The organism is Streptomyces sp. NPDC059008 (assembly GCF_042749045.1).
Lineage (GTDB): Bacteria > Actinomycetota > Actinomycetes > Streptomycetales > Streptomycetaceae > Streptomyces.
Genome location: NZ_JBHYJC010000003.1, coordinates 225,930 through 246,611 on the forward strand (window position 1 = coordinate 225,930; position 20,682 = coordinate 246,611).

The 20,682-nt window shown below is 72.5% G+C and carries 20 protein-coding genes; 13 read left to right on the plus strand and 7 right to left on the minus strand.

All coding sequences use genetic code 11. The features are described from left to right. Positions 1–40: 40 nt before the first annotated feature. Both ACFWZH_RS06285 and ACFWZH_RS06290 read left to right on the plus strand, forming a co-directional pair. Positions 41–751, plus strand: coding sequence for a DUF4232 domain-containing protein (locus ACFWZH_RS06285; RefSeq protein ID WP_384426206.1), 711 nt, complete (start codon positions 41–43; stop codon positions 749–751). 115 nt (positions 752–866) lie between these two features. Beyond that, positions 867–1,328 carry a hypothetical protein gene (locus ACFWZH_RS06290; protein WP_384426208.1) on the plus strand — a complete coding sequence of 154 codons (462 nt, stop codon included), beginning with the start codon at positions 867–869 and terminating at the stop codon, positions 1,326–1,328. Positions 1,329–1,411: 83 nt separating this feature from the next. Here ACFWZH_RS06290 and ACFWZH_RS06295 read toward each other — a convergent pair whose 3' ends face one another. The 4 genes from ACFWZH_RS06295 to ACFWZH_RS06310 all read right to left on the minus strand — a co-directional run bounded on the left by ACFWZH_RS06295 (position 1,412) and on the right by ACFWZH_RS06310 (position 6,652). Further along, positions 1,412–2,194, minus strand: coding sequence for a GNAT family N-acetyltransferase (locus tag ACFWZH_RS06295; protein WP_384426211.1), 783 nt, complete (start codon positions 2,192–2,194; stop codon positions 1,412–1,414). 70 nt (positions 2,195–2,264) lie between these two features. Next, positions 2,265–3,068, minus strand: a complete 804-nt coding sequence (locus ACFWZH_RS06300) for an SDR family NAD(P)-dependent oxidoreductase (protein WP_384426781.1) — start codon at positions 3,066–3,068, stop codon at positions 2,265–2,267. Between the two features lie 357 nt (positions 3,069–3,425). Then, positions 3,426–5,945 carry an ATP-binding protein gene (locus tag ACFWZH_RS06305; protein ID WP_384426214.1) on the minus strand — a complete coding sequence of 840 codons (2,520 nt, stop codon included), beginning with the start codon at positions 5,943–5,945 and terminating at the stop codon, positions 3,426–3,428. A 332-nt stretch (positions 5,946–6,277) separates the two neighbouring features. Further along, positions 6,278–6,652, minus strand: coding sequence for a hypothetical protein (locus ACFWZH_RS06310; protein ID WP_384426216.1), 375 nt, complete (start codon positions 6,650–6,652; stop codon positions 6,278–6,280). 662 nt (positions 6,653–7,314) lie between these two features. Here ACFWZH_RS06310 and ACFWZH_RS06315 point away from each other — a divergent pair. The 10 genes from ACFWZH_RS06315 (at position 7,315) to ACFWZH_RS06360 (ending at position 17,873) form a co-directional block, all read left to right on the plus strand. Continuing rightward, positions 7,315–7,482, plus strand: coding sequence for a hypothetical protein (locus ACFWZH_RS06315; RefSeq protein WP_384426219.1), 168 nt, complete (start codon positions 7,315–7,317; stop codon positions 7,480–7,482). Positions 7,483–7,687: 205 nt separating this feature from the next. Beyond that, the gene (locus ACFWZH_RS06320; protein ID WP_384426221.1) at positions 7,688–9,271 is read left to right on the plus strand and encodes a radical SAM protein; all 1,584 of its coding nucleotides are present in this window, start codon (positions 7,688–7,690) and stop codon (positions 9,269–9,271) included. Positions 9,272–9,384: 113 nt separating this feature from the next. Continuing rightward, on the plus strand, positions 9,385–11,268 hold the full coding sequence (locus ACFWZH_RS06325; protein WP_384426224.1) for a carbamoyltransferase C-terminal domain-containing protein: 1,884 nt from the start codon (positions 9,385–9,387) through the stop codon (positions 11,266–11,268). 138 nt (positions 11,269–11,406) lie between these two features. After that, complete coding sequence (locus ACFWZH_RS06330) at positions 11,407–12,309, plus strand: phytanoyl-CoA dioxygenase family protein (protein WP_384426227.1); 903 nt, start codon at positions 11,407–11,409, stop codon at positions 12,307–12,309. Next, positions 12,302–13,654 (plus strand): MFS transporter, encoded by a 1,353-nt coding sequence (locus tag ACFWZH_RS06335; RefSeq protein ID WP_384426230.1) that lies wholly within the window; start codon positions 12,302–12,304, stop codon positions 13,652–13,654. Before ACFWZH_RS06330 ends, ACFWZH_RS06335 begins: the two co-directional genes overlap by 8 nt. A 3-nt stretch (positions 13,655–13,657) precedes the next feature. Further along, the gene (locus ACFWZH_RS06340) at positions 13,658–14,593 is read left to right on the plus strand and encodes an NAD(P)/FAD-dependent oxidoreductase (RefSeq protein WP_384426233.1); all 936 of its coding nucleotides are present in this window, start codon (positions 13,658–13,660) and stop codon (positions 14,591–14,593) included. A gap of 120 nt (positions 14,594–14,713) precedes the next feature. Then, entirely contained in the window at positions 14,714–15,631 is a 918-nt protein-coding gene (locus tag ACFWZH_RS06345) for an SGNH/GDSL hydrolase family protein (RefSeq protein WP_384426236.1), read from the plus strand. Positions 15,632–15,642: 11 nt separating this feature from the next. Next, positions 15,643–15,828 carry a hypothetical protein gene (locus ACFWZH_RS06350; RefSeq protein WP_384426239.1) on the plus strand — a complete coding sequence of 62 codons (186 nt, stop codon included), beginning with the start codon at positions 15,643–15,645 and terminating at the stop codon, positions 15,826–15,828. Positions 15,829–15,841: 13 nt separating this feature from the next. Continuing rightward, positions 15,842–17,722 (plus strand): carbamoyltransferase, encoded by a 1,881-nt coding sequence (locus tag ACFWZH_RS06355; protein WP_384426241.1) that lies wholly within the window; start codon positions 15,842–15,844, stop codon positions 17,720–17,722. Beyond that, a complete protein-coding gene (locus tag ACFWZH_RS06360; RefSeq protein ID WP_384426244.1) occupies positions 17,700–17,873 on the plus strand; it encodes a hypothetical protein in 174 nt (57 codons plus the stop codon). The genes ACFWZH_RS06355 and ACFWZH_RS06360 overlap by 23 nt, the downstream gene beginning before the upstream one ends. A 72-nt stretch (positions 17,874–17,945) precedes the next feature. Here ACFWZH_RS06360 and ACFWZH_RS06365 read toward each other — a convergent pair whose 3' ends face one another. Genes ACFWZH_RS06365 through ACFWZH_RS06375 form a run of 3 tightly spaced genes read right to left on the minus strand, consistent with a single transcriptional unit; the run spans position 17,946 to position 19,904 of the window. Next, positions 17,946–18,572 (minus strand): class I SAM-dependent methyltransferase, encoded by a 627-nt coding sequence (locus ACFWZH_RS06365; protein ID WP_384426247.1) that lies wholly within the window; start codon positions 18,570–18,572, stop codon positions 17,946–17,948. 28 nt (positions 18,573–18,600) lie between these two features. Beyond that, complete coding sequence (locus ACFWZH_RS06370) at positions 18,601–19,455, minus strand: NAD(P)H-binding protein (protein ID WP_384426250.1); 855 nt, start codon at positions 19,453–19,455, stop codon at positions 18,601–18,603. Beyond that, on the minus strand, positions 19,452–19,904 hold the full coding sequence (locus ACFWZH_RS06375; RefSeq protein WP_384426253.1) for a nuclear transport factor 2 family protein: 453 nt from the start codon (positions 19,902–19,904) through the stop codon (positions 19,452–19,454). The genes ACFWZH_RS06370 and ACFWZH_RS06375 overlap by 4 nt, the downstream gene beginning before the upstream one ends. A 141-nt stretch (positions 19,905–20,045) precedes the next feature. On the opposite strand from ACFWZH_RS06375, the gene ACFWZH_RS06380 reads away from it, so the two are divergent. After that, the gene (locus ACFWZH_RS06380) at positions 20,046–20,681 is read left to right on the plus strand and encodes a TetR/AcrR family transcriptional regulator (RefSeq protein ID WP_384426256.1); all 636 of its coding nucleotides are present in this window, start codon (positions 20,046–20,048) and stop codon (positions 20,679–20,681) included. Position 20,682 lies beyond the last annotated feature (1 nt).

Sequence of the window (20,682 nt, forward strand, 5' to 3'; positions counted from 1 at the left end):
CCACCTCCACCACCGTGGAGCGAAAGGAACACCCTTCATCATGCTGCGCATTCGCCCCCGTACCGCCGTCGCCGCAACCGCCGCCGTCATCGCCGCGCTGTCCCTGACCGCCTGCCAGGGTTCGCCGTCCGACGACCCCTCCCCGGGGAATGCCGCCGCCGACGGCGCCTCGGCACGCCCGGGGGACAAGGCCGACGGCAGCGGCAACAGCGGTGGCAACGGCAACAGCGGCGGCAACGGCAGTGGCTCGGCCTCCGGCGCCGGGAAGAATCCCTCCGCCCCGCGGCCCTCGGACGGCGGAAAGGCCCCCGATCGCGGAGCCGGCTCGTCCGATGCCTGCGCGGGGGGCAACATGACGGCCACGGTCACCAAGGTGCCGCGCCCGATCAACCACCTGCTGCTGACGGTCACCAACAAGGGCTCCCGCCCCTGCAGCGCCTATTTCGCGCCCTCCCTGCGCTTCGACGACGACCAGTCCGCGACGCGGGTGAACGACGACAGCAAGCCGCAGGCCGTGGTGACCCTCGCACCGGGCCGATCCGCCTATGCGTCGGTCCTGCTCAGCGGCGAGGCGGGTGGGGACACCCACGGCCGTGTCGCCCGGAAGCTGACGGTGTACTTCACGCCGCGCAGCGGCTCCGGTTCGGTCGGCGCGCCCCTGACGCTCAGCCTGCCCGCGGAGACGCACAAGGACGACAACGCCTCGGTGACCTACTGGCAGACCTCCGCGCCCGACGCGCTGCAGTTCTGATCCGAGGGGCCGGAGGCCGGCGCCGAGTGGTGGAACGAGGAGTCGAAGCGGGCCGTCTTGGTTACCGAACGGACAGGCCCGCCTTCGACACCCCCGGCCCCAGGAGAGGGAGCGCATGAACCGCGCCACGGCAGGACGCAGCCAACCCCCGAACGAGGTGGAGATCGCCTTCAGAGCGGCGATCGGGACCGTGTTCCTCGAATTCGGGAGCTGGGCGCTGAACGCGTTCGTCCTCCCTCCCACGGGCTTTGCGCAACTGCGCGACCACGAGGGGCTGTCGGGCGCGATCCGCCAGCTCTCCCTGTCCGCGGCGGTGCTCGCCGTGCTCGCCGGCGCATGGCTGCTGTGTGCGGTGTGGATGCGCCGAGGACGCAACTGGGCCCGGCTGGTGATGATCGTGGCGGGCGCGGGCAACCTGCTGTTCCTGCTGAACGACATGAGCATGAGCGGGCTCGCCGCCCTCGACTGGAGCCTCCTGTCCTCGTACGCCCCGGACCTCTTCATCGCCGTGATCGCAGTGGTCCTGCTCCTGCCCGCCTCGCGCGCGTACTTCTCCGCGGCCGAGCCCGCCGGCTGAACGACGCCCCGGCGGGCACCCCCCGGTCCGCGACGACCTGGAGCGCCCGTCGACTCGGGCATCGGCCTCCTCGGCCCGGGGCTTCAGCCGGTGATTCCGGCAGCGCGGCGGGCCGGCTCTCCGGTGAAGTAGTGAACGTATTCGTGCTCCAGGCGGAAGCCGGCGTTCCAGGCGAGGAGCCGGCTCGGCCGGTTGTCGCGGGAGCACCTCCAGCTGGGGATGTGGCCGCGGGCCGCGACATCCGCGCACAGTGCGGTGACGCAGGCCAGGGCGAGGCGCTGACGACGGTGTTCGGGGCGGGTCACGCAGGCCACGTCCTCGTAGGTGCTGCCGCGGAAGTACGTACAGGCGAGGGCGAGGATGCGGTCCTTCTGGAAGGCCGCCCAGCCGTGCCCGGAGGCGGCCAGCCCCGCGGCGCCACCCCAACTGGCGTGGATCCAGGCGGTGTCCGCGTCCAGTGCGGCGAGCGCCGGGGCGTCCTCGGGCGCCAACCGGCGCACCGTCACGCCGTGGGGCGGGCGCGGAACCGATACGGGCAGCGGGCCTCGGTGGACGTACACCATGCGTTCCCACGGCAGGAGCAGATCGAAGGCGCTGCTCAGCAGCGGCAGGAAGCCGGCGGGGGCCTGTACGTAGTGCCCGGCGAACCCGGCCAGCGAGATCGGTGCCAGGGCGGTGGGGTCGCCGCCGAACAGCACCTGGTCGGCGCAGGAGACGGCGACGGCACGGGGGTGGTCGGCGCGGTCGGCCCACCAGCGACCGGCCCCCGTGAGGAGTGCGTGTTCGGCCTGCGCCGCGGCCCCAGGGGGCCCGGCGGCGAACCATGGGGGAACGGCCGGGAGTCGGTGGCGGGAGAGTTCGATCACGGGGTCTCCTTGGGGCGCTCGCGGGGTGGCCGGGCCCTTCCGCCGGGCCTGGTGGTCGCCTTGTGGTTCTTCAGGCGTGGTGGCCGACGAGCTGGTCGGCGAGCTTGTTGAGGCGCTTGACGGTGCGGACCTCGGTCGCGGCGGGTGCGGGTTCGACGCGCTGGTCGCAGTCGTAGTAGGCGCCGTTGACGATCTCGGTGGCCGGGTCGCAGAGGCGTACGACATGGGCCGCGCCCGCTGCCGCTGGGCCGCCGTTGTTCGCGTAGAGCGACAGCAGGTCCGTCTCACAGACGCCCGGGTGGACGGAGACGGCCGTCACCCGCGGGTCGGCGGCGAAGACGGTGAGGGCGAGCTGCGACTGCGCGTAGGCCGCGAGGCGGGAGTAACGGCGGGCGCGGTGCGGGTCGCTCCACTGGATGGCGGCGGTGCGGTGCAGGGACGAGGAGACGTTGACGACCCGGCCGCCGGGCCGGCTGGTGAGTGCCGGTTCCAGGAGGCAGGTCAGCAGGTAGTGGGCGAGGAAGTTGACCTGGAAGGCGATCTCGTTGCCGTCGGCGGTGAGGGTGTGGCGTTCGGGCGCGGCGGTGGCGGCGTTGTTGACCAGGGCGTCCAGGTGCGGGTGCTCGGCGACGACGCGCCGCGCCATGGCCTCGACCTCCTCCAGGCGCGTGAAGTCGGCGCCGAATCCGCGGAGTCGGCCGGATGCGATGCCGGCCGTGGCGATGAGCCGGTCGGTCGCGGCCTGCGCGTCCTCGGCGGTGCGGCCGTGCACGAGGACGGTGGCACCGCGTTCGGCGAGCCGGCGGGCGGTCTCGTAGCCGATGCCGGAGGTGGCGCCGGTCACCAGGACGGTGCGGGAGGAAAGGTCGGACATGGTCCCATCCAGGTAGGGGATGTAGGTATGAGTGGGTACCCCGAAGCCGAAGCCGAAGCCGAAGCCGAAGCCGAAGCCGAAGCCGAAGCCGAAGCCGAAGCCGCGGGGAATGACGTACGGGTAGGCGAAAGGGGCGCCTGATCGGGTCATGGCGCCCCGTAGGGATGCGGGAGGGTCTCAGCGGGCGGCGGAGACCTCCGGGCAGCGCGGCGCACGACGCGGAGCCACCGGATGAGGCGGACGGTCGAGGAGAAGCCAGGCGCTGTTCACGTCAACCATCAAATGCCCCGCCGCGCAGGGCTTCAAGAGTTCCCCGTCCCTCTTGACGGCCCCCTGATGAACTGCCCCCTGGGCGCGTCAGGCCGGCTCCTCCGCGGCGGCGGCGCGCAAGGAGAGGACCATGGTCAGTCCGCCTCCGGGGGTGTCCTCGGGGGTGAGGGTGCCGCCCATCGCCTCGGCCAGGCCTCGGGAGAGGGCCAGTCCGAGCCCCAGGCCGGTGGTGTTGTCGCTGTCGCCCGTCCGCTGGAACGGTACGAAGATCCGGTCCCGGTCCTCGGGGCGCAGCCCCGGCCCCCGGTCGATGATCCTCAGCTCCACTCGCGGGCCGAGGGCGCTGGCGCTGATCAGCACCCGTTGGCCCGGGGGCGAGTGGCGGACCGCGTTGACGACCAGGTTGGCGATCACCCGCTCCAGCAGGGGCGGATCCGCGGACACCTCGCAGATCTCCGCCAGCCCCTGCGACTCGATCGGCACCGATGTCGCGGAGAGGGTGTCGAGCGCCAGGGGGAGCACGTCCGCGAAGGCCGTGGGCTGAAGGTGCAGCGTCAGGGCCCCGGCCCGGAGCCGGCTCATGTCCAGGAGGTTGTCGACCAGGCGGTTGAGCTTGGCGAGCGACTCGTCGGCGGTCGTGAGCAGTTCGTCCCGCTCCTCTTCGGAGAATTCCACGTCCGTGCCGCGCAGGGAGCTGACGGCGGCCCGGCCCGCGGCCAGCGGGGTCCGCAGATCATGGCTGACCGCGGCCAGCAGCGCGGTGCGCATCCGGTCCGCCGCCTTCACCGGTTCGACCTCGGCGGCCGCCTCCGTGAGACGGGCGTGGTCCAGGGCGGCGGCGAGGTGTGCCGCGAAGGCGGTCAGCACCCGGTGTTCGGAGGCGGGCAGGGTGCGGCCGCGCAGGACCAGCATCTGGTCGGGCCCGGCCGGCACCTTCACCAGGCCGTCCCCGCCCTCCAGCGCCTCGGCCTCCTGTCCCGAGCGCGGGACGAGTTCGGCCGACGCCATGCCGAACGTCTCACGGGTGTGCTCCAGCAGCATCGACACCGCCTGGTCACCGCGCAGGATGTTCCCGGCCATGGACGAAAGGGTCTCGGCCTCCGCGGTGGCGCTGGCCGCGCGCCGTGACAGCCGGAGGGAACGCTGCACGATCGCGGCGACCGTGACGGCGACCGCCACGAAGACCGCCAGGGCGAGCGCGTTGTTGGGCTCGGTGATGGTGAACTGCCCACTCGGCGGGATGAAGTAGTAGTTCAGCAGCAGCGACGCGGACAGCGAGGCGAGCAGCGCCGAGACCACACCGCCGAGGCAGGCCACACCGATCACGGTGACCAGGAAGAGCAGGGCCTCGCTGGTCAGGTTGAGCGTGCCGCGGGTCTGGGCGAGGAGGACGGTCAGCAGCAGGGGAAGCAGCAGTCCGGCCACCGGCCCCGCGACCCGGCGCGCGTACGGCAGTCGCCGGCCCGGCAGGGACAACCTCCGGCCGCGGCCCGCGCGTTCGTGGGTGACCATGTGGACGTCGATGTCGCCGGAGAGCTCGACGGTGTCCTCGCCGATACCGCGCGGCGCCAGCAGCCGGGACAGCCAACTGCGGCGGCTGGTGCCCAGGACGAGCTGGGTGGCGTTCTCGGCGCGTGCGAAGTCCAGCAGCGCGGTGGGCACATGGTCGCCGACGACCGAGTGGTAGCTGCCGCCCAGGCTCTCGACCAGTTCGCGCTGTTTCGCCAGCGCGGCGGGGGACGCGTAGGCGAGTCCGTCGCTGCGGGCGACATGGACGGCCAGCAGATCGCCGCCGGAGGACCGGTCCGCGATCCGTTCCGCCCGGCGGATCAGCGTTTCGCCCTCCGGGCCGCCGGTCAGCGCCACCACGACGCGTTCGCGGGTCTCCCACACGGTGCCGATGCCGTGCTCGGAACGGTACTTCTGCAGGGTCTCGTCCACCCGCCCGGCCACCCACAGGAGCGCGAGTTCCCGCAGGGCCGTCAGATTGCCGACCCGGAAGTAGTGCGCGAGCGCGGCGTCGACCTTCTCCGGCCGGTAGACGTTGCCGTGCGCCATCCGCCGGCGCAGCGCCTCGGCGGGCATGTCGACGAGTTCGATCTGGTGGGCGCGGCGCACGACCTCGTCGGGGACGGTCTCCCGCTGCGGGACGCCGGTGATCTTCTCCACGACGTCGTTGAGCGAGGCGAGATGCTGGACGTTGACGGTGGTGACGACGTCGATCCCGGCGGCGAGCAGCTCCTCGATGTCCTGCCACCGCTTGGCGTTGCGGCCCCCGGGAACGTTGGTGTGCGGCAGCTCGTCGACGAGCGCGACCTCGGGACGGCGGGCCAGGACGGCGTCGAGATCCAGCTCGGTGAACGTACTTCCCCGGTACTCGCGCCGCGTCCTGGGCAGCAGCTCCAGCCCCTGGAGCTGCTCCTCGGTGTGCGGCCGGCCGTGGCACTCGGCGTACGCCACCACCACGTCGGTGCCGCGTCGAGCGCGACGGCGCCCCTCGTCCAGCATCCGATAGGTCTTGCCGACCCCGGGCGCCGCTCCGAGGAACACCTTGAGCTTTCCTGGCCGTACGCCTGGCGTATCGGCTGCGACCACCCTCGGCGCCACCGAAGGCCCCTTCCTCACCGTTCCTGCGCGGACCCACGGCGCCTGGTACTGCGAGGGGATCTCGGGCGGCCGAGCGGACATGGGTGGTGTCCCATGGTCACAGCAGCCCGGCGGGAGCGTGCTCCAGCTCGACGATGTTGACGCTTTCCTGATCCGGAAGGCCGGGATGCGGCCCTGGACGGCCCCTGGCCAACGCCGGTCGCCAGGCCCTCGTCCGTCGCCGTGGCGTGCTGCCGCACCGGCCGGACCGCCCCCGCGCGGGGAAGGGGGACCCGCCCGTTGCGGGCAGGTCCCCTGGGTGAAAGGCCGTCGGTGCTTCCGTGGCCGGTCGATCAGCCGTGGCCGCCGCCGTGGCCGCCGCCACCGAATCCGCCACCGAATCCGTGACCGCCGCCGTATCCGCCACCGTGGCCGCCGCCGTATCCGCCGCCGTAGCCATGGCCGCCACCGCCGTATCCGCCGTAGCCGAATCCGTGGTCGTAGAAGCTGTAGCTGAGGCCGTGGAAGCCGTGGCCGTAGTAGGCGTCGCAGTCCCAGTCGTCCCAGGTCCAGTAGTCACAGCGCCAGTCGTGGTTCTGGACGTGGGAGGTGGCCGCCGCCGGTGCGGTGGACGCAGCCGCGCTCGCGGCGCCGGCGCCGGCGAACACGAGGAAGGGCACTGTGCACAGTGCTGCGACGATGCGATGGGTTCTGGTCTTCGCGCGCATGGTCGTCCCCTCTCGGGGCTGGTGCCTGGCCGATGCGTCGGCGTACCGAGGTCATCGGCGTATCGATGTGGAGTTCTCCGGCCCCACCCACGTGCGCCGGCAACGCGTGCGGCCCCGGCCGCACCGGCGGGGCGACTTCGCAGGACTCCGACCTGCTTCGCCGACGTCGCGGCAATCGATGTTGCACTCTCAACGACGTCTCTTCCGAGCGTAGGCACGCCACCCCGGCACGGTCAAAGGAGATGCGTTCCGTATGCGCCCGGTCACGAGGGGACGCCCCACGAGTCGTCCGCCACCCCGCGGAACGCTGCGGGCGGTGGCGGGGAGCGCACGCCTTGTCACCGCGCCGGGACCGCCGGTCCGCCCCGGCCGCGCTCCGTCCCACCCCGCTTCTGGCTGGATCTCATCCCGCGCAAAGAAAATCGAAGTGCGCTCGGCGACGCGCCCGGCCGTATGGGATCACGCGGGCGTGCGGGCGAATTGGCCGCTCAGCGCAGCACCCGCCGAATACTGAAAGATCCATTCTCCGTGGAACGCTCGGAAAGTGTTGGGAAATGTGAGCGAGGTGTTTTTCCGAGCATGACCGGTAGAAGTCTTATCGAGCGTTCATTTCTTCTGCTTCAGTGGGGCGCGTTGTGAGTCGCACTTACTGAGGAGGCCAGATGGCCGAAGTCAAGAAGGTCGCCCGCCCCGCGGTCACCGCGTCGTCCCGCCCGTGCGCGTTCGTGTCGCCGGACAAGGGCAACGCCCCGACCATCACACCCGCCCGCAAGCAGGCGGAGGTCGTCTCGACCTCCGCTGAGCAGCGGAAAGAGGGTGCGTCGGCCTAAGGGCTGAGGTTCCCCGGGGCCCTGCCCACCGGCCGGGCCCCGGTCTGTCGCGCGGGCCGGACCCGGGTCCGGGACCGGTCCGCGCCCCACGGCCCCGCGCCGAAATCCCCTTCACGGCGCCGTGTCGCACGCCGTACGCCGCGCGCCCGGGGGCCGCGCGATACGCCGGGTCGGAAGTCGTAAGACGCAGGGAGAAACCTTCACCATGCAGAATTCGATGTACCAGTCCTCGCGCTACGTCCGCACCCTGCGTGCCGCGGGCGACCGGGATTTCACGTCGTTCGGGGGCCGGCTCGGCTCCTACGAGGGCGACGAGCGGACCATGGCCTTTCATTCACTCTTCGGAAATGCACGGCTGATCGACCGGGATATCGTCGAACTCCTCAAAGAGGCCTCCCAGGGCCTCAGTTGGGAGCAACTGAGGAAGCGGGCCGACGACGACTCGCTGCGCGACCTCCTCGACGCCCGGTTCCTCGTCGAGGCCGGACACGACGAGGCCCGGGAGATCGACGGGCTGCTGGAGAGCCGACGGAGCGCACTGGGCAGCGGTGTGTTCCACTCCTCCATCCAGCTCGTGCTCACCAACGCCTGCAACTTCTCCTGTCAGGGCTGCTTCGCGTACAACTTCGACGGCGGCGTCGAGGAGCGCAACACCTCCGGCGAGTCGGTGAAACCCGGACCGGTCCTGGTCGAACTGCGCCGCTCGCGCGACGACGCCGGCCCGCTCCGGCAGGACTCGGGCCCCACGCTCGCCAAGGGCGACTGGAACCACGGTGCCGACGAGGGCCGCAACCCTTCGATGCACATGTCGCGCGAGGTCGCCGAGAAGACCGTCAAGGAAGCCGTCGAGCTGCGCAAGGCCAACGGAGGCGGCCATCTGACGGTCTCGTTCTTCGGCGGCGAGCCCACCCTGGCGCGGGGCACGATCCTGCACGTGCTGCGCACGTTCGGCGACCGCTACGACGGGGTCACCCTCTCCTACGACCTGACCAGCAACGGCTCCCGCATCGACGACGAGCTGCTGGCGGCGCTCGCCAGGCACCGCGTCGACACCACCGTGTCCATCGACTATCTGGTCCCGGAGACCGGCGAGTTCCGCGGCGGACAGCAGCAGCGCACACCGTGGGCCGTGGTCCGCAAGGCGATCCTCGACATGAAGGGCGCGGGCGTCCCGGTCAGCATCACCTCGGTGCTCTCCCAGTACACCTGGGACAAGTGGGGCACCCCGCTCATCGACTTCGTTGCCGAGGCCGGGCTGGACGCCCTGGACGTCATCGTGTCGTTCCAGGCCAGGGAGTTCTTCGAGCAGCACAGCCCGCACGACGTGGCGCAGCGGCTGCTGGCCGCCGTCGACTACGGGCGCGAGCGCGGGGTGCAGCTCAGCGGCTACTGGTACCAGACCTTCCAGATGATCATCGACGAGGCCAAGTGGGCGGAGCAGGCCGACTACAAGACCTGCCCGGCGGTCGGCCGTCAGCTCTCCATCGAGCCCAACGGCAGCGTCTTCGCCTGCAAGGCCACCGCCCGCAAGCTCGGCACCATCGACGACTGGCGCGGCATCTTCTCCTCTCCCGCCTACCAGGACTACGGCATGCGGGCCTACACCAACGGCCCCGGCTGCCAGGGCTGCGAACTCCAGGGCACCTGCTCGGGCGGCTCCGCCGGAGCGCTGGAGGAGGAGAACGGTTCGATCCAGCTGATGTCGCCCGGCTACTGCGCCTATATGCGCGAGGTGGTGCAGGGCCTCCTGGAGCGCCATCACGCCCAGGGCCTCGCCACCCTGTCCTGACCCGGCCCGTCCCGACGTTCTCCGCAACGGCCCGCCCCCTCCGTGAGGCGGGCTGCCGATCCACGACCCGGCCCCGCGACTCTCCTCCGGGCCGAGGAAGGGTGACTGGTTCCATGGCAACGATGGGGATGCACTTCGGCCATGACGCGGGTGCCGCGCTCACCGACGCGGGCGGCTACCGCGTCATCGAGGCCGAGCGCCGACTGGGGCTGCGTCATGTGTGCGGCGGCAACGGCGACTTCCCGCGGGCCGCCGCCGAGTGGCTGGCGGAGCTGCGGGAGCGGGCGGCGAGCCCGGTGACCGGGATCGCCGTGGCCGACTGGTACACGCCGAGGTGCCAGGTGCTGCCCCCGGCGCTGGTCGAGCTCGTCAACGAGGACGCCCGCTGGACGGCCACCGGCGGCACCGGACTCGCCGACGCGGTCACCCGGGTGATCAAACCCCTGGACTGGCCGCTGGCCAAGGGGTTCGGCGACATCACGCTGACCGCGGTGCGCCACCACTACGCGCACGCCGCGCTGGCGTACTACACCTCCGGGGCCCGCAAGGCCCTGGTGCTGGCCCTGGACGGAACCGCCAACTACGCCGAGTGCGGCATGGTCTGCCTCGGCGACGGCGACCAGCTGACGCCGGTGATGTCCTTCACCAACCGCACCGGCCCGCGCTTCGGCCTGGTCTACGAAGCCCTCGCACGACGCGTCCACGGCAGCCAGTTCGACACCGGCAAGCTGCTCGGGCTGACGGCCACCGGGGAGAGCGACGCCTCGCTGCTGCCGGTGCTGCACGCCATGCTCGTCCCGCAGTCCGTCCGCCGTGCCTCCCCGGACCTCTTCGAGCCGCTCGACGAGGATCGGCTGACCGGCACCGCCCTGCGCTACGCCGACACCTGGTGGGAGTACGACCCGGACAGCGGCGGATATCTGGACGCGGGCCTGGCCGACTCCTCGGACGACGACGTGGTGCACTCCTTCGGCTCGGTCTTCCCCGACGAGATCCGCACCGCGGACGGCCGGACGACCGTGGTCGGGGCCTCCCCCGACGAGCGCGTCTGCAGGGACCTGGCGGCCACCTTGCAGACCGCCGTGGAGCGGGACCTGACGCGACTGGTCACCGGCGTCAGCCGACGCTTCCCCAGCTACACCACGCTCTGCTACGCGGGCGGCTGTGCGCTCAACATCACCGCCAACAGCCGCCTCGCCGAGTGCGGCCAGTTCACCCGGGTGTCCATCCCGACCTGCTGCGACGATTCGGGGATCGCACTGGGCGCGGCGCTGGCCGTCGCCGACCCGGCCGACCGCCCGGCACTGCGCAGCCGCTCGCGATCCACGTCGCTGGCCTACGCCGGACCGCCGCTGGCGGGCCTGGACACGGTGGACGGCGACGACACGGCCCCAGCCGGTGGCCCGGCACGGCGACTGGCCGACCTCGGGTTGTCCCTGCGCCGCCCGGCCGACGACGAGGAGTTCCTCCAGACCGTCGCCGATCTGCTGGCGGCCCGGCGCTGCGTGGCCTGGCTGGAGGGCGGCCTGGAGACCGGGCCGAGGGCGCTGGGCCACCGTTCGCTGCTGGTCTCGGCGCACTGGAGCGGCGCCCGCCGCTACGTCTCCCAGACGATCAAGCAACGGGAGTGGTTCCGCCCGGTCGCGCCGATCTGCCCGGAGGAGGTGGCCGACCAGTACTTCACCGGCCCCCTGGACCACACCGAGACCATGCTGTTCGCGGTGCGGGTGCGGCCCGACCGGTCCCGGCAGCTCGCCGAGGCGCGGCACATCGACGGCACGGCCCGCCTGCAGACCGTACGGCCCGACGCCCAGCCCCTGCTGCACCGGTTGTGCCACGCGGTCGCCGCCCGCACGGAGTTGCCCGTACTGATCAACACCAGCGCCAACGGCGGCGGCCGCCCCCTGCTCAACCGCCTCGACGAGGCACTTGAGTTGCTCACGGGGACCGAGCTGGACGCCGTGGTGCTGCCCGAACGCCGCCTGATCATCGAGTGACCCCCAGCCCCCGTCCAGCGCCCCGTCATACCCGTTTCCCCCGACATTCGACCGGGCGAAGTTTGGCCGAATCGGACATGTCGGGGCCGGCCCGTCCCACCCGATCCTGTGCAGGCGTCGTGTCCCTGGAGAGTGCCCGTGGCCGCCATCCCACTGCGAGACATCCACAAGACGGAACCACTGCGCGTCCTGTCCCCCGCGGACTGGCAACAATGGACCACGCAAGGCTATGTGATCGTGCGTCAGGCGGTGGCGCCGGAGACGGTCACCGCCCTGACCGACGGCCTGTACTCCTTCCTCGACATGCGTCCCGAGGCCCCCTCGACCTGGACCTCGCCGCACACCGGCAACGACCGGCTGCCGGGCCACAGCGGGCTGGTCGAGATGTACAACCACCAGGCCCAGTGGGACGTCCGGCAGACCCCCCGGGTGTACGGGGCCTTCGCCGACATCTGGGACCGCACCGACCTGTGGGTCACCATCGACTTCGCCAACGTCAACCCGCCCAACCGAGGGGCGCGCGCCTTCGACGGATTCGTCCACTGGGACGTGGACACCTCCACCGACCCGCTGCCGGTGAGCTGCCAGGCGGTGCTCTCGCTGACCCACGGCGACGAGGAGGTCGGGGGGTTCCAGTGCGTGCCGGAGATCTTCACCGAGTGGGAGAAGTGGGTGAGCGACCAGCCCGCCGACCGCGACCCGGGCACGCCGGACATCACCGGCTACTCGATCACCACACCGGAGGTCGCACCCGGCGACCTGATCATCTTCAACAGTCTGCTGCCGCACGGGGTGCACCCCAACGTGTCCGAGGACCGGGTGCGCATGGCCCAGTACCTGACCATGGCACCCGCCTGGCAGGAGAACGCCGACCTCCGCGAGGCCCGGGTGCGGTTCTGGCGGGAGCGGATCCCGCCGCATCCGCCGGAAGGCGGGGTGCGCAAGGACGAGGCCGAGCTGTACGGGCCGGCGACGCTGACCGAACTGGGCGAGCGGTTGCTGGGCCTGCGCGCGTGGCCCGAGGGGAGCGCCGTTGACTAGTACCGCCCGGTCCGGGACCCGCCCGGCCCGCCGCGCGGACCTGGGCCGCCCGTTCCGCTGGCTGTGGGCCTCGACGGCCGCCTCCAACGCGGGCGACGGCGTCACCCGTACCCTGCTGCCGCTGCTGGTGGTCGCGCACCACCCCGACCCGGCGGCGGTGGCCGGACTGACCGCGGTCAACATGCTGCCCTGGCTGCTGTTCGCGCTCCCCGCGGGCGTCCTGGTGGACCGCGTTGACCGGCGCCGGATCGTGCTGGGCAGCAACCTCGTCCGCGCGGCGGCCCTGCTCGGGGCGGCCCTGGTGCTCGCCGACGACCGCCCGCTGGCCCTGCTGTACGCGCTGGCGTTCCTGCTGGGCATCGCCGAGACCCTCGCCGACACCGCGGCGCCCGCGATGTTGCCGCGCCTGGTCGACGAGCGGCACTTGGAGCGCGCCAACGGGCGGCTGATGGCAGCGCAGATCGTGCTCAACGAAACGGCCGGGCCGCCCGTGGCGGGCCTGCTGGTGGGCCTGACCGCGGCCGCGGCGCTGGCCACCGGCGGGGTGCTCTACGCGCTGGCCGCACTGCTGCTGTGCGGCCTCGCCCCGCTCGTCCGCCCCGGCCGCGAGGCGGCACCCGGCGGGCCGGCCGGCGGCGTGCTGCGCGACATCCGCAAGGGGCTCGGCTTCGTCCTGGCCGACCGCACCCTGCGGCTCACTCTGGCCGCCAGCGCCCTGTACGGCCTGGTGTTCTCGGCGACCTTCTCGATGCTGGTGCTGTTGAGCGACCGCACCCTGGGGCTGAGCGAGACCGGGTACGGGCTGCTGCTCGCCGCCGGGTCGCTGGGCGCCGTCGCCGGCAGCTGGCTGGCGCCCCGGGCCGCCGCCCGGCTGCCCACCGTACGTCTGGCCCGGTGGTCCCTGGTGGCGTCCGGAGCCGCCTACACCGCGCTGGGCCTGGTCCGCCACCCGGTCCTGGCCGCGCTGGCGCTCGCCGCCAACGGCGTCTTCATGATGGGCTGGAACATCCCCGTGATGTCGCTGCGCCAGCGGCTCACCCCGGAAGACCTCCAGGGCCGGGTGATGAGCGTGTCCCGGCTGTGCGCATGGGGCACCATGCCGGTCGGTGCGACCCTCGGCGGACTGCTCGCCGAAGCCCTGTCCGTGCCCGCGGTGTTCGTGGTGTGCGGGGCCGTCCTGGCCGCGGGGGCCCTACTGCTGCTCGCGCCCCTGCGCGAGGACCACTCCGCGCCCGCCGGCCGGCCCGCGCCCGCCGGACCCCCGGCGCCCGGCGCACCACCACCGTCGTCCGACCGGCCGCCGTCCGATCCGCCCCCGCACCACGACCCTCTCGACAAAGGATGACCCTTGGACACACAGCTCTACGACACGGTGATCGTCGGAGGCGGCCCGGCCGGCCTCAACGGGGCGCTCTATCTGGGCCGTTCACGCCGCCGGGTGCTGCTGATCGACTCGGGCGACGCCCGCAACATGGCGGCGGGCGTCATGCACAACGTCCTCACCAACGACGGGGCGACGATCGCGGACTTCCGAGCCCGCTCCCGCGCCCAACTCGCCGCCTACGACGTGACGTTCCATGACGACGAGGTGGTGTCGGCCGAGCCCGACGGCGACCATGTGCGGGTCACCACCAAGGAGTTCGGCACCTTCCGTGCCCGCACCCTGCTGTACGCCGCCGGTGTGCGCTCGGTGCTGCCGCCGGTCCCGGGCCTGGCCGACCTGTGGGGCAGGACGGTCCTGGAGTGTCCGTACTGCCACGCCTGGGAAGTACGGACACGCAGCTTCGCCGTGTACGGGGGAACCGTGCCCAGCGAGTGCCTGGCCGCCACCCTGACGGTCTGGTCCGACAGCATCACCTACCTCACCGACCGGCGCGCGCTGCCCCAGGACGAACGCGACCGGCTCACCGCGGCCGGTGTGCCCGTCGTCACCGACGGGGTCGGCGAGGTGAAGCCGCATCCCGAGGGTGTCGAGGTCTTCTTCGAGGACGGCCGGTCCGCCAGTTTCGGGGCGCTCTTCCTGCACCTGGACATCGAACCCCGGGTGGCCCCGCTGCGCCCCTGGCTGCAGGCTCCGGACCTGGAGTCCGTACAGACCGACGAGCGCGGCCGCACCAGCCTGCCCCGGCTGTACGTGGCGGGGGACCTCGGCCGGAACATGCAGCAGGCCGCGATGGCTGCCGCCAGCGGAGGCCTGGCCGGCATGGCCATCAACGCCGACCTCATCCGCGAGGACCGCCCCGGCTCCCTGCCCGAGCCCCCGCCCCCGATGCCGGCCCGCTGAGCGCACACCGCCCCGCCCGCACCCGCCGTGCGCACGGTCCGCACCCGCGCACGGCAGGACGCCGGTCACCACGGAAGGCACCACAGCCACGCACCGCGCACCGACGGGAGCCCCTTCGCGATGACGTCACCCCGCGCCGAGTTCACCCCGCACATGGAGCACTACACCTTCGTCCTGGAGGACCAGCCCTATCTGGGGTACTTCCAGTACGGCAATGAGAAGACCCCCGTCTACACCACCGACCGGCACGGTTTCCGGGTCACCCCGGGCCCGGACGGGCTCCGGGCGACCGTCGGCGACGACCGCCCCGACGGCCCGGTACGGGTGCTCGCGGGCAGTTCCGCGGTCTTCGGTGTGGGCGCCACCGGTGACGCGGCCACGATCACCGCACGACTGTGGAACACCCACGCACCCCGGCTGCCCTGGCTGAACATCGCCGGGCAGAGCCACAACTCCGCCCAGGAACTCCTGCTGTTCACCCTGTTCCAGCACGAACTCCCGCCGGTCGAGGACATCGTGCTGCTCTCCGGCGTCAACAACCTGGTGCTCAGCCGGCTGCCAGAGGAGCAGCAGGGCCGCCACGGCGCGTTCTTCGACTGCGGACCCGCCCCCGACGTCGTCCCGCCACCGGACCGACGAGTGGCGCACGCCACCGAATTGACGCTCCGTCATCTCGGTGGGTGGAAGTCGCTCGCCAACGCCCTGGGGGCCCGGCTGACCTTCGTCCTCCAGCCGCTCGCGCCCTGGGTGCGTGCGGAGCCGCTGCCCCGCGAGCAGCAGCTCTTCGAGGAGCTGGACGAGGTGTCCAACTTCCGCCGGTTCCACCACGACATCTCCACCATGGCGGTGGGCCGCGCCTACGCGGACCGGCTGGCCGCCGGATGCGCCCGCCTCGATGTCCCCTTCCTGGACATGAACGTGGCACTGGCCGAGGCCGCCGGCCCGGAGGACTGGCTGTTCATCGACCGGGTGCACTGCACCGACCTGGGGTACGACCTGGTGGCCCGGCAGCTGGCGGACCGCCTCGACCTGGCGTGAGGAGCCCATCCATGCCCGACGACAGCAGCGCGGCGCCCGCATCGGCGCTCCGCCGCCTCGCCTCCTGGCTGCGGCACCGGGGCCACCCCGAGCCCTCGCCCGCCGTCCCGCCGGACCGGCCTGCCGCCCAGGCTCCGCCGCCGTCCCGACTGCGGCCGCAGCCCGAGGACGACGCGTCCGTCTACCCCCTGTTCTGACATGGAAAGCGGCATGGGCGGCGCGCGCACCGACCGCTCGGGCCCCGGCGGGCCGCACCGCCCGGTCCTGGGCGTCTCCGCCTACTACCACGACAGCGCGGCCGCGCTGGTGGCCGGCGGCACCCCGCTCGCGGCGGCGCAGGAGGAGCGGTTCACCCGGCGCCGCCACGACCCCGGCTTCCCCTCGCGCGCCGTCTCCTTCTGCCTGCGCGAGGCCGGCCTGCGCCTCGACGAGCTGGCGGCCGTGGCGTTCTACGAGGACCCCGGACTGAAGTTCCGCCGGGTGGCGGCGACCTGGCTGGCCACGGCCCCGCACGGCTTCTCGGTGTTCCGCCAGGCGTTCCCGCAGTGGGCCGGCTGGAAGCGGCGGGCGCTGGACGACGTACGGGCGCACCTGCGCGAACTGGCGCCCGGGCGGCCGCTGCCTCCGGTGGTGGCCTACCGGCACCATGCCTCGCACGCCGCGTCGGCGTTCCTCCCGAGCCCGTACCCGTCGGCGGCGGTGCTGTGCGTCGACGGCGTGGGGGAGTGGGCGACGACGACACTGTGGCACGGCCGGGGCACCGAGCTGGTCCCGCTCGCGGAACTGCGCTTTCCGCACTCGCTCGGCCTGCTGTACTCGGCGTTCACCTACTTCTGCGGCTTCAAGGTCGACTCGGGCGAGTACAAGCTGATGGGCCTGGCGCCCTACGGGACGCCGCGCTACGCACCGCTCATCCGGGAGCGGCTGATCGACGTCAGGCCGGACGGCTCGTTCCGTCTGGATCTGCGTCACTTCACCTTCCAGTACGGGCGGACCATGGTCGGGAGGGCCTTCGAGGAGCTCTTCGACGGGCCGCGCCGGACACCCGAAGGCCCCCTCACGGAAAGGGAGTTCGACCTGGCGGCGTCGGTGCAGCAGGTCACCGAGGAGGTGATGCTGCGGCTGGCCCGGACGGCGTTGGCACGCACCGGCGAGCGACGGCTGTGCCTGGCCGGCGGTGTGGCGCTCAACTGCGTGGCCAACGGCCGGATCCTGGCCGACGGGGTCTGCGACGAGATGTGGGTCCAGCCGGCCGCCGGTGACGCGGGCGGGGCGCTCGGCGCGGCCCTGGCCGAGTCGCACCGCCGCGGAGCGCCCCGCGCGCATGTGGGGCGCGGCACCGACGCCATGGCGGGGGCGCTGCTCGGCCCCGGCTACCGCGACCGGGAGGTCGGGGAGTTCCTGGCCCGGGGCGGCTACCCCGCCGTACGGCTGCCGGAGCGGGAGCTGGTGGAGCGGGTCGCGGCGGAGCTGGCGGAGGGAAAGGTGGTGGGCTGGTTCCAGGGACGGATGGAGTTCGGACCACGGGCGCTGGGCAACCGGTCGATCCTCGCCGATCCGCGCGACCCGGCCATGCAGTCCACCCTCAACCTCAAGACCAAGTTCCGGGAGTCCTTCCGTCCGTTCGCGCCCGCGGTGCTCGCGGAGGACGCCAAGGACTGGTTCGACCTGACGCAGGAGAGTCCGTACATGCTGCTGACCGCCCAGGTCGCCGCGGCACGGCGGCGGGAGTGCGAGGCCGCGTCCGAAGGGGCCACGGGGCTGGACCTGCTGCGGGTGCCCCGCTCGACGATCCCGGCGGTCACCCATGTCGACGGCTCGGCCCGGGTGCAGACCGTGTCGGCCGAGCGCAATGCCCGCTTCCACGCGCTGCTCACCGCCTTCCGGGACCGCACCGGCTGCCCGGTGCTGGTGAACACCTCGTTCAATGTGCGAGGGGAGCCGATCGTGCGCGACGCCGAGGAGGCGTACGCCTGCTTCATGCGCACCCGGATCGATCTGCTGGTCCTCGGCGACTTCCTGCTGGACAAGCGGGACCAGCCCGAGTGGCGGGAGGAGGGCGACTGGCGTGCCGCGATCCCGATGGACTGAGCGGCTGCGGCACCTGGGCCTGGCCGCGCTGTACTTCGCGGTCCTCACCCCGGCCGGGCTGTGCGTCCGGGCGGTGCGGGACCCGTTGGGTCGTTCCTGGGACGGCCGCCGAACGAGCTACCTCGACCGTCCCACAGGTCCTCGCCGGTAGCGAGGGGGACCGCCCGTGTTGCCCCTGGCCCATCGGACACGCCCTGGCCGACGCGCGCCGGGGCCCGTCGCCTCAGCGATCGCCCGGTTCCACGGCCGAGGTCAGCACCACGCGACGCGTACCGAGGACGAGGACGCGGGAATCGACCTCGGTGAATCCGCACTCCGCCGCCCAGGCGCTCGCCTCCTGCGCGGTCCGGGGCAGCGGCAGATCACGGGCGACATGGCCCGAGAAGCGCCCCGACGGACGGAAGTGCGTGGCCAGGGGCAGCGTGAAGCCCACCCGGCCACCCGGGCGCAGGGCGCGCCGCCAGTCGGTCAGGGCCCGGCGCCCCAGGAAGTGCAGCGAGGACGCGCAGAGCACGACGTCCAGGGAGTGATCGGCAACCGGCAGCGGTACGGCATCGGCGACCCGCCAGTCGATCGCCGTGTCAGGTACCAGGCCCGCGGCACGGGCCCGGCCCACCGCGACCATTCCGGGGGACAGATCGACGGCCAGGACGGGGCGCGCGGTGTCGGGCCGGCTCCGCGCGAGTTGCCGGGCGACGGCTCCCGCTCCGCACGCCACGTCGGCGACCGCGTCGCCCTCACCGGGGGGCACCCATGCGATCAGCGCCCGTGCGATCTCCTCGTGGTGCCGGTGATCGTAGCTGTCGGCCAGCTCGTCGAAGGCCCCGGCCAGCGTCGCGCTCTGCTTCACCGTCCGATCCTAAGGCCTGTCCGACGGGTCATGGCCGGGTCCCCTGAGCCAGCTCCCGTTCGGCGACCGCCCGGAAATCGTGCGGCGGGCGTCCGGTGAGGCGCCGGACGGTGTCGGTGGTCCGGTCCTCGGCTCCCTCGGCGATGGCACGGTCCATACCGGCCAGCATCGCGGCGAACTCTTGTGGCAGCTGCGCGGCCAGACGGTCACGCAGCTGTTCGTACGTCAGGGCGCGGTGGGTCACGGGGCGGCCGGTGACCTCCGTGACGACGGTGGCGATGTCGTCGTGGCTGAGCGCCTCCGGCCCGGTCAGGATCAGGTCGGAGTCGGGCGCGTGGTCGTCGGTCAGGGCATGCACGGCGACGGCGGCGATGTCCTCGGCGTCGACGAATCCGACCCGGCCGGTCCCGGCGGCGGTCAGGATGACGCCGTCCTCACGGATGCTGTGTGCGTGGCCGTGGGTGCCGGTGAAGTTCTGCATGAACCAGGAGGGCCGCAGCACCGCCCACTGCTCGAACAGGCCGGGCAGGGCCCCGTGCACCGCCCCCACCGCCGGGCCCCCTTCGGGGATGGCCGAGGAGCTGAGGAGCACCACGCGGTGGACGCCGACGGCGCGGGCCTGCCGGAGGAAGGGCAGCATGACCGCGGCCGGGTCCGGATCCCCCACGGGCGGGACGAGATAGGCGCGGTCGGCTCCGCTGAGCGCGCCGTCGAAGGTGGCGGGGTCGTACCAGTCGAAGCGGACCGGTTCCGCGCCCGCGACCGGTGTGGCGCGGCGGCTGGCGGCCTTGACGCGGTGGCCGGCGGCGGTCAGTTGCGCCGCGGTACGGCTGCCGGTGGTGCCGGTGGCGCCGACGACGAGGGTGGCGGCGGAGCTGGTCATCGGGCGTCGCTCCTGGCGAAGTCCATGCCGGGGGCGTGGACGGCGAGGGAGTTCCAGTAGTCGCGGTAGGAGGTGAAGCGTCCGTCCCGCACGCATACGACGGCGATATACGTCATGTCGAAGGGACCGCCGGTCCGCACCACCCGGCCCACGCCGCGCATCTCGACGACGATGGTCCCGGGGACGGTGGTCTGGTGGATCCGCACGTCGAGGAAGTCGTGCAGGTCGATGTGGTCGGGATAGTCGCGCATATAGGCGGCGATGGCCTCCCTGCCCTCCAGCCGCTCGGGCCGGCCCGGGGGAGCGAAGGGGAACTCCATGACACCGTCCGCGGCCCATAGGCCGACCCAGGCGGGAATGTCCTTGTCCAGCAGAAGCCGCAGGCCGTGGCGGTACACCTCTGCGGGCGAGGTGTGCGCGGGCAGGGGCCCTGGGGTGGGTTCGGACATGGGGCCGGACGTGGGTTCAGACGTGGGTTCGGGCATGGGTCCGGGCATGAGTCCTCCGTCGCGTACGATGGCGATGCGGACCGACGGTCCGCTTCTATGAAGATACGGACCGCCGGTCCGCATCGCAACTGGAGGAACCACATGACCGAGCGCAGACCGCGCAAGGACGCGGCGCGCAACCGGGCGGCCGTCCTCGCGGCCGCCGACACGCTCTTCGCCCGCTGCCAGAGCCCGGAGGAGGTCACCATGGCCGACGTCGCGGCGGCGGCCGGTGTCGGCAAGGGGACGCTCTTCCGTGCCTTCGGCGATCGCACCGGGCTGATCCGTGCGCTGTACGAAGCCCGCCTCGAACCGATCGGCAAGGCCGTCGAGGAGGGCCCGCCACCCCTGGGGCCCACCGCCCCGCCGCTTCAGCGCGTACCGGCCCTGCTCGACGCCGTCCTGTGCTTCAAGCTCGACAACCGTCACCTCGCGCTGGCCCTGGAGCAGACCGGCAGCGACAGCCCCTATCGCACCGAACACTACGAGCGGTGGCACACCCTGCTCCGGGACCTGCTGGAGCGGATCCCGCATCCGACCGCCGGCGATTTCACCGCCCACGCACTGCTCGCCGCCACCCGGGCCGACCTCGTCGAGTACCTGGCCGGCGACAAGCGCGTGTCCCGGGAGGAGATGCGAGGGCAGCTGGCGGCCTTCGTCGCCGGTGTCCTCGGCACCCCTCCGGGGCCCGACGTCAACTGCCCTGCGCCCCCGAGCGGTCAGAGCGTCCGCCCGTAGG

Excerpts from the sequence above, each read along its gene's own strand:
- ACFWZH_RS06285 (WP_384426206.1), top strand. The coding sequence starts at position 41 with ATGCTGCGCATTCGCCCCCGTACCGCCGTCGCCGCAACCGCCGCCGTC.
- ACFWZH_RS06290 (WP_384426208.1), top strand. The coding sequence starts at position 867 with ATGAACCGCGCCACGGCAGGACGCAGCCAACCCCCGAACGAGGTGGAG.
- ACFWZH_RS06300 (WP_384426781.1), bottom strand. The coding sequence starts at position 3,068 with ATGTCCGACCTTTCCTCCCGCACCGTCCTGGTGACCGGCGCCACCTCC.
- ACFWZH_RS06310 (WP_384426216.1), bottom strand. The coding sequence starts at position 6,652 with ATGCGCGCGAAGACCAGAACCCATCGCATCGTCGCAGCACTGTGCACA.
- ACFWZH_RS06315 (WP_384426219.1), top strand. The coding sequence starts at position 7,315 with ATGGCCGAAGTCAAGAAGGTCGCCCGCCCCGCGGTCACCGCGTCGTCC.
- ACFWZH_RS06320 (WP_384426221.1), top strand. The coding sequence starts at position 7,688 with ATGCAGAATTCGATGTACCAGTCCTCGCGCTACGTCCGCACCCTGCGT.
- ACFWZH_RS06325 (WP_384426224.1), top strand. The coding sequence starts at position 9,385 with ATGGCAACGATGGGGATGCACTTCGGCCATGACGCGGGTGCCGCGCTC.
- ACFWZH_RS06345 (WP_384426236.1), top strand. The coding sequence starts at position 14,714 with ATGACGTCACCCCGCGCCGAGTTCACCCCGCACATGGAGCACTACACC.
- ACFWZH_RS06350 (WP_384426239.1), top strand. The coding sequence starts at position 15,643 with ATGCCCGACGACAGCAGCGCGGCGCCCGCATCGGCGCTCCGCCGCCTC.
- ACFWZH_RS06355 (WP_384426241.1), top strand. The coding sequence starts at position 15,842 with ATGGGCGGCGCGCGCACCGACCGCTCGGGCCCCGGCGGGCCGCACCGC.
- ACFWZH_RS06370 (WP_384426250.1), bottom strand. The coding sequence starts at position 19,455 with ATGACCAGCTCCGCCGCCACCCTCGTCGTCGGCGCCACCGGCACCACC.
- ACFWZH_RS06375 (WP_384426253.1), bottom strand. The coding sequence starts at position 19,904 with ATGTCCGAACCCACCCCAGGGCCCCTGCCCGCGCACACCTCGCCCGCA.
- ACFWZH_RS06380 (WP_384426256.1), top strand. The coding sequence starts at position 20,046 with ATGACCGAGCGCAGACCGCGCAAGGACGCGGCGCGCAACCGGGCGGCC.